The sequence below is a fragment of the Photobacterium sp. BZF1 genome, assembly GCF_014349205.1.
GTDB lineage: Bacteria > Pseudomonadota > Gammaproteobacteria > Enterobacterales > Vibrionaceae > Photobacterium.
Map to the genome: position 1 here is coordinate 1 of NZ_JACSOF010000168.1, position 14,138 is coordinate 14,138.

The following is a 14,138-nucleotide window of genomic DNA, read 5'->3' on the forward strand; positions in this document are numbered from 1 at the left end:
GACTCCGGGACGCGCCTCCATTTGCGACACTAGCTCAGTTGGTAGAGCGCAACCTTGCCAAGGTTGAGGTCACGAGTTCGAACCTCGTGTGTCGCTCCAAATTTAAGGAAGATGTGCTCACGCGAGGAACCTCGTGTACCTAGTCGGCCACGTCTCTCCAATTTTAAGAAAAAGCCCTAGCAGAAATGCTGGGGCTTTTTCGTATCTGGCCTTCCCAACCTTTCCTCATACTGCCCGCTTGTTATACTTACTTGAGTAGATTTAATATCAACCACTTAGTTTGAAAACGAACAAACTAGCTTTGGTACAAGCAGGGAGCAGATATGAAACTCAATTGTGATATGGGCGAGAGCTTTGGCAGTTGGACGATGGGTAAGGATGCCGATGTTATGCCATATATCGACATGGCCAATATTGCCTGTGGGTTCCACGCCTCAGACCCCGACCATATGGCTAAGACCATACAATTGGCGGTGGAAGATAATGTCGCTATTGGTGCCCATCCTGGCTACGACGACAAGAGTGGGTTCGGGCGTCGTTCCATTCCCCATAGCGCCGAAGAAATTACCCGGTTAGTGGCCTATCAAATTGGCGCGTTAGATGCATTGTGTCAGCTTTACGGTGGTGGTGTTAGCTATGTTAAACCCCATGGCGCCCTATACAACGATATGATGGCACAGCCATGGATCTTCGAAGCGATAGTCAGTGCCGTATCTGATTTAAACCAATACCGTACCCTGCCGCTAAAACTGATGATCTTAGCCCGGCGTAATAACCAGCACTATAAAGAACTCGCAGCACAGCGGAACGTCGAGCTACTGTTCGAAGGCTTTGCTGACAGGGCTTATGATAGCGAGGGCTTATTGGTGCCAAGAGCCGAAGCCGGCTCGGTTTACCATGACAGCCAACGCATCCGCCAGCAGGTTGCAGAGTTAGCCAAAGGGAGAGTCACCACTATTGACGGTCAAACATTGACGCTTGATGTCGATACGGTTTGTGTCCACGGCGACAATGACGAATCGATAGCGGTGGTCCGGCAACTTGCTGAGGATCTGGCTAATGTTCAAGGTTGAAGCCGTTTCTGAGTGCAATGCGATTGTCTATTTCGGTGATCAAATTGATCTTTCGCTCACTCCTAAGATCAGCCGTTTTGTTGCCTACCTACAGACCTTATCGCATCCCGCTTTGATAGAGGTGATCCCCTCATATACATCGGTGTTGATACAGTATCGTCCGGATTTATTGACTTACGAGCAACTTGTCGGTGTTTTGACATCGCTTTCGGCAACATTAGAACAAAAGGGCGAAGCGCCAGAGGTCGAATCTGCGCATAGCGATTATGAGCCAAAGCTGATCTCCCTGCCCGTTTATTACGGGGCAGAGGTAGGCCCTGACTTGGCCGTGTTAGCGCAAGCCAAAGGGCTAAGTGTTGATGAGGTGATAGAGCGCCATAGCCAACAAGTTTATACGGTTTGCGCTATTGGGTTTGCGCCGGGGTTTGCCTTTCTCGCATCAGTTGATGAGTCTATCGCCGCCCCTCGGCATACTGAGCCACGTAAGTGGGTACCAGCAGGTAGTGTGGGCATCGCCAACCAGCAGACGGCGGTATATCCAAATGATTCACCGGGAGGGTGGCAAATCATTGGTAACTGTCCACAGATATTATTTCAGCCCGATAATTCACCGATGACGCCTTTCCAGGTCGGCGATCAGGTGACTTTTACCCCAATATCCAAAGACGCTTTTTTGGCTCAAGGAGGACAGATATGGTCACAATGGAAGTGATCCGCCCGGGCATGCTCACGCTAATCCAAGATATTGGCCGCTATGGTGCTGGTGCTCAGGGTCTTAGCCAAGGCGGCGCGGTTGATTTGCACGCCTATTGCTGGGCCAACTACCTATTAGGTAATAGTGCTAATAGGGCGATGTTGGAAATTACACTCGGACAGGCTGAATTTCTGGTTCAGCAAGACTGCCACATCGCTGTGACAGGGGCGGATATGCAGCCGCTACTGGATGGCATGCCGATACCTATGTGGCAAAGCGTTGCAGTAAAAAAAGGGCAGGCACTTGTGTTTGGTTTTGCCCGCTCAGGCCTTAGGGCATACCTTGCTGTACAGGGTGGATTTGATGTTCCTAAGATACTTGGCAGTGCATCCAGTGTACCGCGCAACCAATTAGGAGGCTTACACCAAGGGAAAGGTCTTGAAAAAGGAGATACCTTATCGGCAAGTCTGGTCGAAATGAGTCTTTTGCAACAGCAAGAGGGACAGTCAGTTAGCCGCCAAGCGTCTGCACGGTTTATTCCAGACTACAGCAAACCCATTAAGTTGCGGGTGATTGAGTCCTATCAGCACACCAGTTTTCCAGAGAGCGAAAAGCAGCGTTTCTATTCAGGTCGCTATACTGTGAGCCAGGAAACTGATCGTATGGGGTGCAAATTATTGGGAGTGCCAATCCATGCCGAAGTTGACGGCATTGTCTCTGAGGGGATAGCGTTGGGAGCGGTTCAAATTCCACCTAATGGCCAGCCGATTGTATTGCTCAATGATAGGCAGACCCTTGGAGGATATCCAAAACTAGGCTGCGTTGCCCGTATTGATTTACCTAGGCTGGCTCAAGCAAGACCGGGTACCGAAGTGATGTTTAAACGTGCTACATTGTCAGAAGTGATTGAGCAATGGCAGCAATTTTCACGCTTTTTCGGCTTATCCCTTTAAGCGAGTTTTTGAGAGGTTTTGCAGGTCTATGTATATTTTTGGTTATGGTAGTTTGATTAACCACGCATCCCGCTTGTTAACCGGGCAGGCAAAAGAAGCCCAGCCTGTTACCGTGAATGGGTTACAGCGCCATTGGGGGAAGGTGGATGGCTCTTACCGTATTTCGCCCTTGGTCGCAGCGCTGGGTGATGGCCGCTGCAATGGTGTGCTTGTCAGAGTAGATGAAAAGGCATTGCAGCAGTTTGATCACCGTGAAAGGGGCTATCGCCGTATAGAACTTGATCCGACCCAAGTAGAAACGCACCGTCCATTAGGTGGGGATATACCGGTTTGGGTTTACACCAAGGATGATCATGAGCCCCCCTGTCATCAACAACCGATCATGCAGACCTATGTCGATACGGTGTTAGCCGGTTGCCTGTCGATATCTGGTAGCTTTGCCAAAACATTTGTCGAGACGACCATTGGCTGGCATCATCCTCTGGAAAATGATCGTCACCAACCCAAATATGGTAACCATGCTGGTGTGCATGATGATCATCTCGAACATATCGATCAACTTCTGGCTCAGGTAAGAACAAAGCACCTTCATGGCAAAACCAAATAAAAAAGGTCCAACCAAAACCGTTGAAATCTATTGCGCAGGGTGTAAAACCCAGTTGTATAAATACCGCAAGGGTGGCAAAGGGGCGTTAGTAAAATGCTTCAAGGAGCGGATCGTCAAGGACTTTACCTTGCAAGAAGGAGTCTGCCCTCATTGCGAACAAACTTTTGCCAGAGACACTTTAATTCGTGGGGCGCCAGCCCTGAAAATGATTGGCGGTAAGGTAACAATGAAATGATCAGCAAAGAGTAATCGTCTACTGATTTGATGTTGCTGTGGAGGAAAACTGATTGGTTGCAGGGCAGACTTGCTTATTGCTGAGTAAAACAGCCTTAAGGTCGAGAATTTTTCGTTTATAGGTAGCACGGACCAGTTGGTAGTCGACATCTGGCGAAAACCACATGACAAATTTCCGGTCGCTCTTTCTGACTTGTTCAACCCTTATGGTGTTGACGCTACCAAAGTTGGAGTTGATACGCTCCCGCCCCTTGACCTGAAAGTAATAGCGGTTTACATCGTCGGTGTCCTGCAGGTTGTATTCGAATTGGGTCTTTCCTTCTATCAAGCTAAGCCTCATCTGACTGCCAATGGCATCAGCATCGAGCAACGGCAGGCTATCACTAGTGAATGATGATACCTTGCCATCGACGGTGACTTTGGATGAACTGCCATCACCGTTGAATGAGACTTCTGTTTTGCCTCCTAGCAAACCTTTAACTTCACGGCGGAAACCTTTCGAGAGAAAGCTCTGCTGCTCTTCAGACCAGAAAACTTGGCTTTGTTGGTTAAACCGGGTTTTGGTCGCTAGAACTTCAATATTGCTGTAGGAATTAATTTGGGCTTGTTTGTCCTGCCAGCGCAATACTCTCGTCATTTGGCCTATTTTGAGATTATTGAAAAATAACTGGTATGTCAGGGTCTTGGTACACTGATGCAAGGCAGGAGAAGGTTCGGCATAGGTCTGGGCGGAAGCGACACTGCTTAGGAAAGCCAATAGGAACAAAAAAAGGTTAACCTGCACACTTACACCTTCGCTATTTAATACCTAGGATAATGTAATTAAGTTAGCAGGGCAGGCGGCAGTTTGCCAAATTGGCCTGCTGCTATAACAGGCCAACAATTAGGTTATAGCCTCCTGAAAAAAGGACTATTTCAAAAGGCGCTTGAGGATTTTACCTGTTGCGGTCATCGGTAATTCTTCGGCGATGTCAATCAAGCGCGGGTACTTGTAATCAGCAAGGCGTTCTTTCCCCCAAGCAACAAGCTCTTTCGCTGTGGTAGTTGCATTTTCCTTCAGGACAACAAAGGCTTTTGCCTCTTCACCGTAAGTCTTATGAGGGACGCCAATAACGGCAATCATCTGAATATCTGGATGCGTCATGAAGGTTTCTTCAATATCACGCGGGTAAATGTTGAACCCGCCACGGATGATCACTTCTTTCAGGCGGTCGACAACGTAGACATAGCCTTCATCATCCATACGCACGATATCACCGGTATGAAGCCAACCATTAACCACGGTTTTAGCGGTCTCTTCCGGCTTCTGGTAGTAACCTTTCATGACGTTATGGCCGCGGATGAGTAATTCACCTTCTTTGCCACGGGGGACTTCTTCCCCCTTGTCATCGACAACCTTCATCGCAACGCCTGGCAACGGTTGGCCAATACTGCCCGGCTTGCGTTCATACTCAAGATGGTTGAAGGCGGCGACAGGAGAGGACTCAGACAACCCATAGCCTTCGATGACGGGTACTTTCAGCTTATCTTCGAATTGTTTGAGGATCTCGACAGGCATGGAAGCCCCACCAGAAATAGCGACTTTCAGGTTATCGGCAATTTCGTCTAGCTCAGCGCTGCCATGCTTCTCGGCAAAAGCAAGGAGTCCCATGAACATGGTGGGTACACCTGCCATATGGGTAACTTTATGCTTGTGCATTTGCTGGAAAACATTTTTAGGAACAAAGCGAGGGATCAGAACTAATGCGCTACCAGCCAATATGGATGTGTTCATGATCAGCGATTGCCCAAAAGTATGGAACAACGGCAAGATAGCAATGCTGACATCAGAGCCTTTTTGGTTTGTCAGTGCTTGGCAGGCTTGGGCGTTACACAGCATGTTGCTCTGGCTTAGTTCTGCACCTTTGGCACGGCCAGTGGTCCCGGATGTGTACAAGATCACGCAGGTGTCTTCAGCCTTGCGGTAAACGGCCTCAAAATGAGTACTGCCTGAGGTTAGCCATTGGTTAAAGCTGTGGGCTCCCTCTGGTAAAGGCTCACCGCTACCGGACTCAATGGAAATAAAATGTTGGCAGAGTGGCGTTTGCTTGAACCCTTCGAAACAATACTCACCGCTTGGCAGGGCACTGTTGCCTTGGAAGCTGATGATAGCAACAGCGTCGGAATCATTAAGGTGGTAGGCCACTTCTGGGCCTTTGAGCATAATATTGAGTGGGACCGTCACTGCGCCCACTTTTTGGATAGCATAATAACCAATCACGAAAGCGGGCATGTTTGGGCAAGATATTGCCACTTTGTCATCCGGCTTGATACCGATTTCACAAAGGTGGTTGGCAATAGCATTGACCATTTCATTTAGGGTTCGGAAATTTAATTTCTCGTCATTGAAAATTAAAGCGGTGTCATTGCCTCGAAAGTCGGCGTTACGTTCGAGGTTGGTGGCTAAGTTGTACATATAATAAGTTGTTGTTGTATTTGATTTTCATTTTAAAGCGTCCATTGGGATACTGCTACTTACCGGAAGTAAAAATATTGTGAGATTAGACATTACGCATATTACCCAGCGGTACTGTCAGATAAATGAGGCAGCTTTGTAAGAGAGATATCAGTCGCAAAATCGTGAATCTTTTTTGTACAAATAAAGAAATTTTAATGACATTTTTAGCCTTTATATATCAGTAGCTTATGTTGCTATTGTGAACATGCTAAATAACAGGATAAAAACTGTGGGATTAACTCATTGAAATATATAGCTACGTTATTTTCGCCGTAGTTGATATGTATGAACTTTATAAGTCTGTTATTTGACGATTTTCTTAACGCCTCCTATTTTTATTTGGGCCCAATCAACAGAGGTGTGGAAAGATGAAGAAAATGAACTCGGCTTACCGCTTGCAAATCATCAAAGAAGTAGCGACTCGGCGTCGTTTGACGACAGGTGGCGATCCGATGGCATGCCACATTTCTAAAATGATTGAATCCAACAAACAAGAAGCCAATGTTGTCGAGAAACACTACACCGGTTGTCATTATGATGATGCTGTTGGGGGGTGGGTGAGTAATCTGTGGGATCAGAAAAAATAGACACTCATTACACGGGTATATCGAGCGGTTTGTCTCCGCTCGATTGGTATAAACGATAGGGTAATTAGCGCGAAACCCAGATAACTACTGGCACAATAGGGCCGACTCAGGTACATTTCCACCGTCTTGAATTGTTAGGTCGTCCCATGAACTACGTAGAGTTAGATAACTATTCCCGCAAGTGGATTTTCACCCACGCATCAATGCCTGTTGCCGAATCAGACTTGGCCTTAATCAAACCGTTTACCCAAGCACGATCTTCCCAAATTTGGGGCGAGCATGTAAGCCGTCAAAGTCCTGATGCTGATCACTTTGAAAAAGGGGATTGGGCCCATAACGATAAGATCTGGTCTCAGCCTATTGATTGGCAAGCTGCTTGGGATAGTGACGAACCAGAATTGCCGGAAGAAATGGTAGACTTCCTTGATTGGGAAGATAACACGACGGTTTTCTTCTGTTACGAAAAGTACAACGTGATTGAAACTAAGTGGGATGTGTTCAAGCGTAACTGGAAGAACTTTCTCTTCTTTGATGATGGCCCAATGCTGCTAGGCCGCAAAAAATCTCAGGCAGTTTGGTTTAGCTCGAAAGGGACGTTCCGTCTAGCTAACCGTTAATCGCGATTCCATTCTATTTATGTCGCTACCGCTTTAGTTGAAAGTCGAGCGGTAGCGATATGCAATTAATCAAATCTATACCAACTGCTTTATCTTCTTCATTGAACGTAGATCAGATCTGATAATCACCGTTTGCTGGTTTGGGCTATAGGGTTCATTGGTCCGCATGCTGGCGCTCTGTGACATCCTCAATGCCAAACAGGGTTTGCTGTTGATGGCATAACGGGCGGCTTACTAATTGGAAAGTCCTTACCTCTTGAGAATGGGCTCGGCTCTCTATTGTCAGCTGCTCTATTTCCTTATTGTTAAGCAGTACATTTTTAAGTATTCGCTCAAAGGCGTCTCTTTCTGATGGCCTGAGTATATCGATAAGTGATTTACTGAAGAGCTGGAAAGAAGAGAGCTCGAACATGGATTGGCAAGCATGGTTGGTCAATGTGATCTTGCCTGATTTATCGACCACCACCAAGGCATGTTGAACGGTTTCAATCACCTCATCGACAAAGGATTTTTCTAATGCCAGTTTCTGCATTGCTGCTCGTAGCTCTTGGTCCCGTTGCTGGATGGTTGTGACCAGATTGTTGAAACCCAGTGTGAGCTGGTAGAGTTCGGCGTTGGAAAATTGGTTGTACGGTATAGGTTGGTGCGTATCCCCTTGAATTAAGCGTTGAATACCTTTATTAAGCTCGGTAATAGGTGTAACCACCCAGCGCTGGATTTGGTTGATAAAGCAAAAACTGCTGAAAACCAGTATGACTATGAGAAGAAGGCTGATTTCCAATTGGGTTTGGCGCATCTCGTTAAGCTGCTGCAGTGAGACCGCAAGATAAATTTGGGCAATTTCTTCCCCGTCAATGGTAACAGGTACAGCAAGATAAAGGTTGTCTTTGCCAATGTGGTAGCCATGTTGGAGAGCATATTTCTGTTCAGTTTCGTCTGGTGCTGAGAAAGGCAGTGTTTTGTTTTCATATTCGGCAAACAAGCTGTGATCCGGTAATCTCAGCTTTGCTTTGACAATACGCTCATCAGCTTTGAGTGCGGATAGAATTTCTTTGGCGGCTAGGCGGTCATTGAACAATATAGGAGCCGAGAGGTTACTCCCAACGCCTTTGGCGAGTATTTGGGTTCTCGAAATAAAATTTTCACGCTCAATAGTCAAATAGCTCTGATAGCTAATAAACTGAAAGCCGAGCAATACCAGCAAATTGAATGCCATAACCGGGAAAGACAAGCGCTGCTTGAGGGTGCGGTTTTTTAACCAATTATTCATTATCATTGCCATGTTCCCCTTCTTGGCCGGAAACGAGAATAGCGATACGTAACAGTTGTGAACTGACATTGAGTTGGGCGTTATTGATATTTTCTAGATGCAAAACGGGCTTTACTTGGTAATTCATCGTTCTTAGCTCAATCATTCCACCTTCCTTCATTGTGACTGGAGAGTCGCTGATCGTGAGCAGCCCTTTATACTGTGGGAGTGGGTTGAACTGCGTAATCACGTTTTGAGTGACAAACACTAAATCGCACTGTAATGCTGCATCTGTTAACGAGTTGACCGCTTTGATATGGCCTTTAGCATGCTGCTGGCGAAAGAGGGTTTCCAAGCTGCGAGTTGTATTGTCTTTTCCAAGGGTACATACAACAAAGTTATTCTTTTGTCCTTCGGGCCAGCGGATGAAGCTCGCTAACCGATACACATAGACAGCTTTTATATCGTGCTCAGCAAAGCTTTGTACGGAGTGGTTTTTGCCATACACTGACCAACTAAAGGGCAGGGCAAAGAAAGCAATGGCCGAAGCGAGCGATAGGTAACAGCGTTGTAGCATCAATGTATCCCCCAACTTGCCATCAGGAAGATATTCTGGTCGATTTTGTGCATGAATGGCATGTCTTGGTAGGGAGCCTTACCAAGGGCATCGATGATCAACTCTATTCGAGGCCAGTCGGGTTGTTTTTGCCAGGCAAATCGAGCATCCAAAGTACTGACTGAAGGGGCGTCAAAATATTGATGTGAGATGGAGATGGCGCTTTTGTGTTTGAACCACAGATCAAGCTGCCAGTTAGGGTTAATTTGCCATAGGCTCTGTACTGATAATAGGTGTGATGGCTGGTGGTTATACCTCAGCTTACTGCCGGAAACCGCATCAGGTCCACAGTTGACATGCCCTGTACAGGAGGCAGAAGTCTGCATAAAACTATAGCTAGTGAATAGGCTGAGTTCTGGCAATGGCCGCCATTCAATGGCGGTTTCAAATCCATAATTGTCTACCGCTAAGTTATCGCTACTCGTTTGCACCATCACAAACATGTTATCAGGAAGCTGTGTGCCATCTTTGCATAGGCCATACACGCAGCGCCATTGGCTGTCGCTCTCCATGAGTAGATTCTTGTATTGGCTGTAAAACAAAGTGCTATCAATCGTTAAGGCATCAGATGCAAAGTACCGGTGCCCCATATCCAGAGTGAGCACTGATTCTGTTTTTAGATCTTTATTCGCTGCCGTGTAGATAATTCCAGGGTGATGGTCTTGGCAACCTTCACTGACACAAACTGATGCCAGGAAATAGCTATCGGTTTTGGTGTTGAGAAATGATGGTGCCACCACAGCACGTGCAGCACCCAGCCAAAATTGTTGCTCGCGGTTTGGCTGGTATAACAATCTCGCTTGGGGTTGCAGTTCTGTGCTGTTATTGAGGCTAAAGTGCTCAACTTTGATCCCTATGGTGGATGTGACCGAATTAGATAGCTCGGACTCCAGTTGGGCATATGTATTTACGATGGTATCTGTACCGACAGGATCAAGGCTGTATCGTCCCCATGGTTCGACACGGTTATAATGACTGTCAGGGTAAGGTTCTGTTCGGCGGTGGATAACGCGGGCACCCCCACCGACAGTTAATTGCTGGCTTGGGGTTAGTTGGTGATGACTGAGTAAGTCGATATCTACAGTATGGAATTTTCCTGCAGCAGAAGGCTCATCAGTGGCGTTGGTATCAGCCCACAGATTCATTTCATAATATTGAGTATCTTGCCGTTGCTTCCAACGGGTACTGATATAGGCACCTTCGGAGTAAGCATTGAGCTCTGTTTGATAGTAATAGCTGTTGAGGTGCGAGGATAAGTCGGCATAGAGCCATTGGTGCTCAGACTTTGTTTGGTACCCACCTACTTGAAAGGTGAAATGCTGATTGTCATTTTTGTAGTCAGTGCGGAGCCCACCACGGATGTTACGCCAGGTATCATCATTATCAATGTAATACTGGCCTTTAACGCCTTTCACGAAGCCTCTGGCAGTGAAGTTTTCGTTGAACCGGGTACCGTACCTATAGTTCAATTCCCGGTAGCCATATTCGCCACCCGCTATCTGCCCAAAGTGACCTTGCGTATTTTCGCTATCTTTTGTGATGATATTAATAACACCATTCGCCGCGTTAGCCCCCCACATGGTACCTGCAGTGCCACGAATAATTTCAATGCGGTCAATGTCTTCAAGCAAGGTGTCGATAGTGTGCCAAAAGGTGCCGGACATCAGTGGGCTGTAGACACTCCGTCCATCGATCATCACCAGCAGTTTGTTAAACGATACGTCATTGAGCCCCCGCAACGACACTTGCCAGTTGTATTCGGAAATACGGGTAACTTGTACCCCTGGTGCTAGTGCCAGGGCTTCAGCGATAGAGCGAACCCCGCTACGGCGGATTTGCTCATTGGAAATAACGTAAACGGCAGTGGGTATATCTTTGAGGGATTGAGGTTTTTTTGCCGCAGACGTTACCTGAATATCCACCAAGCTTAACTCTTCTAAGCTCATGGCCATTAACTGTTCTAAGTCGCTGGCATACCCTTTTGTGACCCATAGGCAACTCAAAACAGGCAGCAATAATTTCTTACGCGAGTGTAAAGGAAAACCAGAATGGGTGAGAACTAGGGGCATAAAGTAGCGACCAGTTAGGGAGCCGTAGATGTTTGGATGATAGAGTAAACTAATGAAATTTAAACACTTATTTATCTTCGGTTATAGTTTGCGTGATTCCGCTGAGGGATAATTTCCGGTAGGGGTTGAAAGGTGAGTATTGGTTGTGGGTATCGTGGAGGGTAAAAAAGCGCCACTAAGATTGATAAGCCAAGAATAGATGAAACACTTGATTTATAAATCGCCTTGATGAGTCAAATTTAACCCGCAACGAGCGGGCTTTTGTGGGGAAGGTATGCTCCACAGAAGTGCTTATTTTTGGGAGCAATGTCACCAAATGTGGGGTTTGAGGGCCGAGGTTACTTTCTCGCTGTTAACAAACGGCCAATGTTTTGGGTCGCTTTTGACATGTTCTGCTGTGATGAATGAACAGAGTGATGGTTTGAGAACAAGGGTTGTTGCTGGGGTTTGCCGGTGACAATAAAGATCCTAGCACCGAGTTTACTGGTTCTGACTTCAATGGGTAATGGTGACGGGGTCAAAGTCGCCATCTGGTGTTTATGGAGTTGGCTACCGCTGATATACACGCTCCCTGAGCGTAGATAAACAAAACCTGTCAATTGTTCAGGATCGGGTTCGAAATACCAACATCCGTACGGAGCGATCATGATATCGAGAAATGTCATTGGAATACTGTAGGTTGCCGGGCTGGCGACATTTTTATACTTTCCAATAATGACTTTGGTTGTTGAATCATGCTCTTCAATCAGGGGAAGTTGCTGGGCGTGTAAATTGATGCAGCTTGCCGGTGACATCTCTACTTTTCCCGCAGGTAGAATAGTACCTAGACAGAATGACTCAATTTGACCGTTTTGCGGCGTCATGATTTCCTTGTGAATAATGCCATCACCGGAAGTCATGATATGAACATCGCCGCTAGCAAGGGTGACATGGTTGCCGGTTGAGTCGTGATGGCTCAATTTACCGATGACGGGGTAACTGACGGCATCGACCCCTGAGTGGCTCTCATAATCGAGCCGCTTGGAATGGAGCTGGGCTTTAGCGGTGAAATGATCCCACTGCACAAATGGATTTAGCTGTTCAAGCTCTGATTGCTTGATAAATGTTGTGTGGAGGCCGCTCTTTTTGCCAAAACGGATTTTATGTACGGTTCTTGTCTTTCTCATGGCATTGACCAATATCGTGATGCGACGTTGAGCATGGCATTCTGATTTATCACATAAAAGAAATATGCTGCAATCATGAAATTGATAAAATAAATCTTAGACCCAAGACAGGGGCTTCACCATGCTAATTCATGAAAAAAAACAAAAAAATGACAAAGTAGAGCCAAATGAGCAGAAAATAAAACGGAGACCATTTTTGGCCTCCGTCTATACCATTATTAGAAGGAATTATTGATTAAAAAGAACGGCTGTACTGCAAGCCGACCAAAATCGCATCTGAGCGAGTAGTTGCAGAAACACTTGTACCGATCGGCATTCCGCCAATTTCAACGCCCATAAATTCATCGACTTGGGTGTCTTTACCGATCAGGTAAGTTGCACCGAAGTCGATGTTCGAGCGTGAGTCAATGTGATAGGTAAAACCAGCTGAAAGCCATTGGCGATCAGAATCTGGGATGGAGATGGACTTTAGCTCGTCAGTGGCGGCAACGTCGTACATGTAACCTGCACGAAGTGTCCAGTCGTTGTTGAGGTAGTAAGTACCACCGACCGAGACGTGCCCGGCATCTTTCCATGCGTACTCTTTTTCAATACCAGCAATTTGCAACGAGTCGAACGCGCTCCACTGTACCCATTGCACACTGTAGTGCGCGGCAAATTTATTGGTTAGGTGGTGGTAACCAGAAAATTCGGCCATATCAGGCAGTGGCATATCAAGTTTGTCGCTGTTACCGGCAATGGTGTCCACATCACCTTTGGCCGTAACAGTCGGGCTGTAGCGGTATGAAAGGCCGAAACGGTGATTATCGTTTAGCTCATATACCACACCGAAGTTACCACCAACTGCAAAGCCAGAAGCATCGACATCAAGAACGTTGAATCTTTGCTCATCACATTGGTAGCTTGGTATCCAACCATCACTGACATTTTGGCAGTATTCAAAATCAATATCGCGTTTTAGTTTACCCATGCCGTAGATAAGATCTAGGCCAGCACCGAAACTCCACTGATCGTTCAAGCGGTAAGAGACACTAGCACCGAAGTTCATGCTTTGGATTTCTGTCGTACCGCCAAAGATCGAAGCGGCGAAATCATCTTTGAACTCAGTGCCAGTCCCGAAGTTGGAGTATGCAGAGACACCCCATGCCCACTGGTCATTGATCGGAACAACTAAATAAAAATTAGGGACCACAGCGGTGCTACCGATGCCGTCAGTACCGGAAATATCAAATTCGTTATTACCGATAGGAGGTAAGCCACCAATTTTCAGCTGGTTATAAGTACCGTCTTTGATTCGTACGTCGCTATCAATAACGGTAAAGCCCAATGACATGCTGGTTTCATTAAACATTGCCATGGTTGCTGGGTTTCGTGCCATCGCAGAGGCATTATCAGCGATAACCGCGTCACCGGCAAACGCACGGCCTAGGCCCGTTGCCGACTGGCTATTGAGTTGGAAACCGGCTGCCATAGTTTGTACAGACGTCACAGAAAGTGCAGTAAAAACTGCACAGGTTAACAAACGCTTCTTGAACATAGAGAATTCTTTTGGATTTATGTAATTAGTTTTATAGCGAACAATGCCACTGCATTTATTCGTGGCGGATTTTAGGTGGCGGGTTAAATACTACAAATCAGACCAGTTGAATTTATAATGTTGTCGATTTGTTGTTGGGCTTAAATATTAATTGGTCGAAAATAAAGATAATTTAATTGTTGTATTTCTACAGTGTTCTTTGCTATAAAATAAAGTAAATACTCTATAATTTTTGATTG

14 protein-coding genes and 1 tRNA gene are annotated in these 14,138 nt (G+C 46.3%); 8 read left to right on the forward strand and 7 right to left on the reverse strand.

What is annotated here, in order from left to right; genetic code table 11:
* Positions 1–23 precede the first annotated feature (23 nt).
* From BIZ37_RS25930 to BIZ37_RS25955, 6 genes are all read left to right on the forward strand, one after another.
* Positions 24–99: transfer RNA gene (locus BIZ37_RS25930), tRNA-Gly, on the forward strand.
* 224 nt (positions 100–323) lie between these two features.
* On the forward strand, positions 324–1,073 hold the full coding sequence (locus BIZ37_RS25935) for a 5-oxoprolinase subunit PxpA (RefSeq protein WP_187463974.1): 750 nt from the start codon (positions 324–326) through the stop codon (positions 1,071–1,073).
* Entirely contained in the window at positions 1,060–1,785 is a 726-nt protein-coding gene (pxpB, locus tag BIZ37_RS25940; RefSeq protein ID WP_187463975.1) for a 5-oxoprolinase subunit PxpB, read from the forward strand. Before BIZ37_RS25935 ends, pxpB begins: the two co-directional genes overlap by 14 nt.
* Complete coding sequence (locus BIZ37_RS25945; protein WP_187463976.1) at positions 1,767–2,720, forward strand: biotin-dependent carboxyltransferase family protein; 954 nt, start codon at positions 1,767–1,769, stop codon at positions 2,718–2,720. Before pxpB ends, BIZ37_RS25945 begins: the two co-directional genes overlap by 19 nt.
* 28 nt (positions 2,721–2,748) lie before the next feature.
* Complete coding sequence (locus BIZ37_RS25950) at positions 2,749–3,327, forward strand: gamma-glutamylcyclotransferase family protein (RefSeq protein WP_187463977.1); 579 nt, start codon at positions 2,749–2,751, stop codon at positions 3,325–3,327.
* Positions 3,311–3,562, forward strand: coding sequence for a hypothetical protein (locus BIZ37_RS25955; RefSeq protein WP_187463978.1), 252 nt, complete (start codon positions 3,311–3,313; stop codon positions 3,560–3,562). Before BIZ37_RS25950 ends, BIZ37_RS25955 begins: the two co-directional genes overlap by 17 nt.
* A gap of 18 nt (positions 3,563–3,580) precedes the next feature.
* On the opposite strand, the gene BIZ37_RS25960 is transcribed toward BIZ37_RS25955, so the two are convergent.
* Both BIZ37_RS25960 and BIZ37_RS25965 read right to left on the reverse strand, forming a co-directional pair.
* The gene (locus tag BIZ37_RS25960; RefSeq protein WP_187463979.1) at positions 3,581–4,345 is read right to left on the reverse strand and encodes a DUF3108 domain-containing protein; all 765 of its coding nucleotides are present in this window, start codon (positions 4,343–4,345) and stop codon (positions 3,581–3,583) included.
* Positions 4,346–4,471: 126 nt separating this feature from the next.
* Positions 4,472–6,016, reverse strand: coding sequence for a long-chain fatty acid--CoA ligase (locus BIZ37_RS25965; RefSeq protein ID WP_187463980.1), 1,545 nt, complete (start codon positions 6,014–6,016; stop codon positions 4,472–4,474).
* 410 nt (positions 6,017–6,426) lie between these two features.
* Here BIZ37_RS25965 and BIZ37_RS25970 point away from each other — a divergent pair, with 410 nt between their 5' ends.
* Positions 6,427–6,645: a hypothetical protein gene (locus tag BIZ37_RS25970; protein ID WP_187463981.1), complete on the forward strand. Its 219-nt coding sequence runs from the start codon at positions 6,427–6,429 to the stop codon at positions 6,643–6,645.
* A gap of 146 nt (positions 6,646–6,791) precedes the next feature.
* A complete protein-coding gene (locus BIZ37_RS25975) occupies positions 6,792–7,262 on the forward strand; it encodes a DUF2947 domain-containing protein (protein WP_107297589.1) in 471 nt (156 codons plus the stop codon).
* A 154-nt stretch (positions 7,263–7,416) separates the two neighbouring features.
* Here BIZ37_RS25975 and BIZ37_RS25980 read toward each other — a convergent pair whose 3' ends face one another.
* The 5 genes from BIZ37_RS25980 to BIZ37_RS26000 form a co-directional block, all read right to left on the reverse strand.
* Entirely contained in the window at positions 7,417–8,532 is a 1,116-nt protein-coding gene (locus BIZ37_RS25980; RefSeq protein WP_187463982.1) for a CHASE sensor domain-containing protein, read from the reverse strand.
* Positions 8,525–9,088, reverse strand: a complete 564-nt coding sequence (locus tag BIZ37_RS25985) for a YfiR family protein (protein WP_187463983.1) — start codon at positions 9,086–9,088, stop codon at positions 8,525–8,527. Before BIZ37_RS25985 ends, BIZ37_RS25980 begins: the two co-directional genes overlap by 8 nt.
* Positions 9,088–11,079, reverse strand: a complete 1,992-nt coding sequence (locus tag BIZ37_RS25990) for a TonB-dependent siderophore receptor (protein WP_187463984.1) — start codon at positions 11,077–11,079, stop codon at positions 9,088–9,090. Before BIZ37_RS25990 ends, BIZ37_RS25985 begins: the two co-directional genes overlap by 1 nt.
* Before the next feature lie 455 nt (positions 11,080–11,534).
* On the reverse strand, positions 11,535–12,362 hold the full coding sequence (locus BIZ37_RS25995; RefSeq protein WP_187463985.1) for a pirin family protein: 828 nt from the start codon (positions 12,360–12,362) through the stop codon (positions 11,535–11,537).
* Positions 12,363–12,597: 235 nt separating this feature from the next.
* Entirely contained in the window at positions 12,598–13,899 is a 1,302-nt protein-coding gene (locus tag BIZ37_RS26000; RefSeq protein ID WP_187463986.1) for an outer membrane protein transport protein, read from the reverse strand.
* Between the last annotated feature and the right edge of the window lie 239 nt (positions 13,900–14,138).

What these genes read in the sequence shown, in the direction of transcription:
- BIZ37_RS25945 (WP_187463976.1), top strand. Translation starts at nt 1,767, where the DNA reads ATGGTCACAATGGAAGTGATCCGCCCGGGCATGCTCACGCTAATCCAA.
- BIZ37_RS25955 (WP_187463978.1), top strand. Translation starts at nt 3,311, where the DNA reads ATGGCAAAACCAAATAAAAAAGGTCCAACCAAAACCGTTGAAATCTAT.
- BIZ37_RS25970 (WP_187463981.1), top strand. Translation starts at nt 6,427, where the DNA reads ATGAAGAAAATGAACTCGGCTTACCGCTTGCAAATCATCAAAGAAGTA.
- BIZ37_RS25980 (WP_187463982.1), bottom strand. Translation starts at nt 8,532, where the DNA reads ATGAATAATTGGTTAAAAAACCGCACCCTCAAGCAGCGCTTGTCTTTC.
- BIZ37_RS25975 (WP_107297589.1), top strand. Translation starts at nt 6,792, where the DNA reads ATGAACTACGTAGAGTTAGATAACTATTCCCGCAAGTGGATTTTCACC.
- BIZ37_RS25950 (WP_187463977.1), top strand. Translation starts at nt 2,749, where the DNA reads ATGTATATTTTTGGTTATGGTAGTTTGATTAACCACGCATCCCGCTTG.
- BIZ37_RS25935 (WP_187463974.1), top strand. Translation starts at nt 324, where the DNA reads ATGAAACTCAATTGTGATATGGGCGAGAGCTTTGGCAGTTGGACGATG.
- BIZ37_RS25965 (WP_187463980.1), bottom strand. Translation starts at nt 6,016, where the DNA reads ATGTACAACTTAGCCACCAACCTCGAACGTAACGCCGACTTTCGAGGC.
- BIZ37_RS25995 (WP_187463985.1), bottom strand. Translation starts at nt 12,362, where the DNA reads ATGAGAAAGACAAGAACCGTACATAAAATCCGTTTTGGCAAAAAGAGC.
- BIZ37_RS25990 (WP_187463984.1), bottom strand. Translation starts at nt 11,079, where the DNA reads ATGGCCATGAGCTTAGAAGAGTTAAGCTTGGTGGATATTCAGGTAACG.
- pxpB (WP_187463975.1), top strand. Translation starts at nt 1,060, where the DNA reads ATGTTCAAGGTTGAAGCCGTTTCTGAGTGCAATGCGATTGTCTATTTC.
- BIZ37_RS26000 (WP_187463986.1), bottom strand. Translation starts at nt 13,899, where the DNA reads ATGTTCAAGAAGCGTTTGTTAACCTGTGCAGTTTTTACTGCACTTTCT.
- BIZ37_RS25985 (WP_187463983.1), bottom strand. Translation starts at nt 9,088, where the DNA reads ATGCTACAACGCTGTTACCTATCGCTCGCTTCGGCCATTGCTTTCTTT.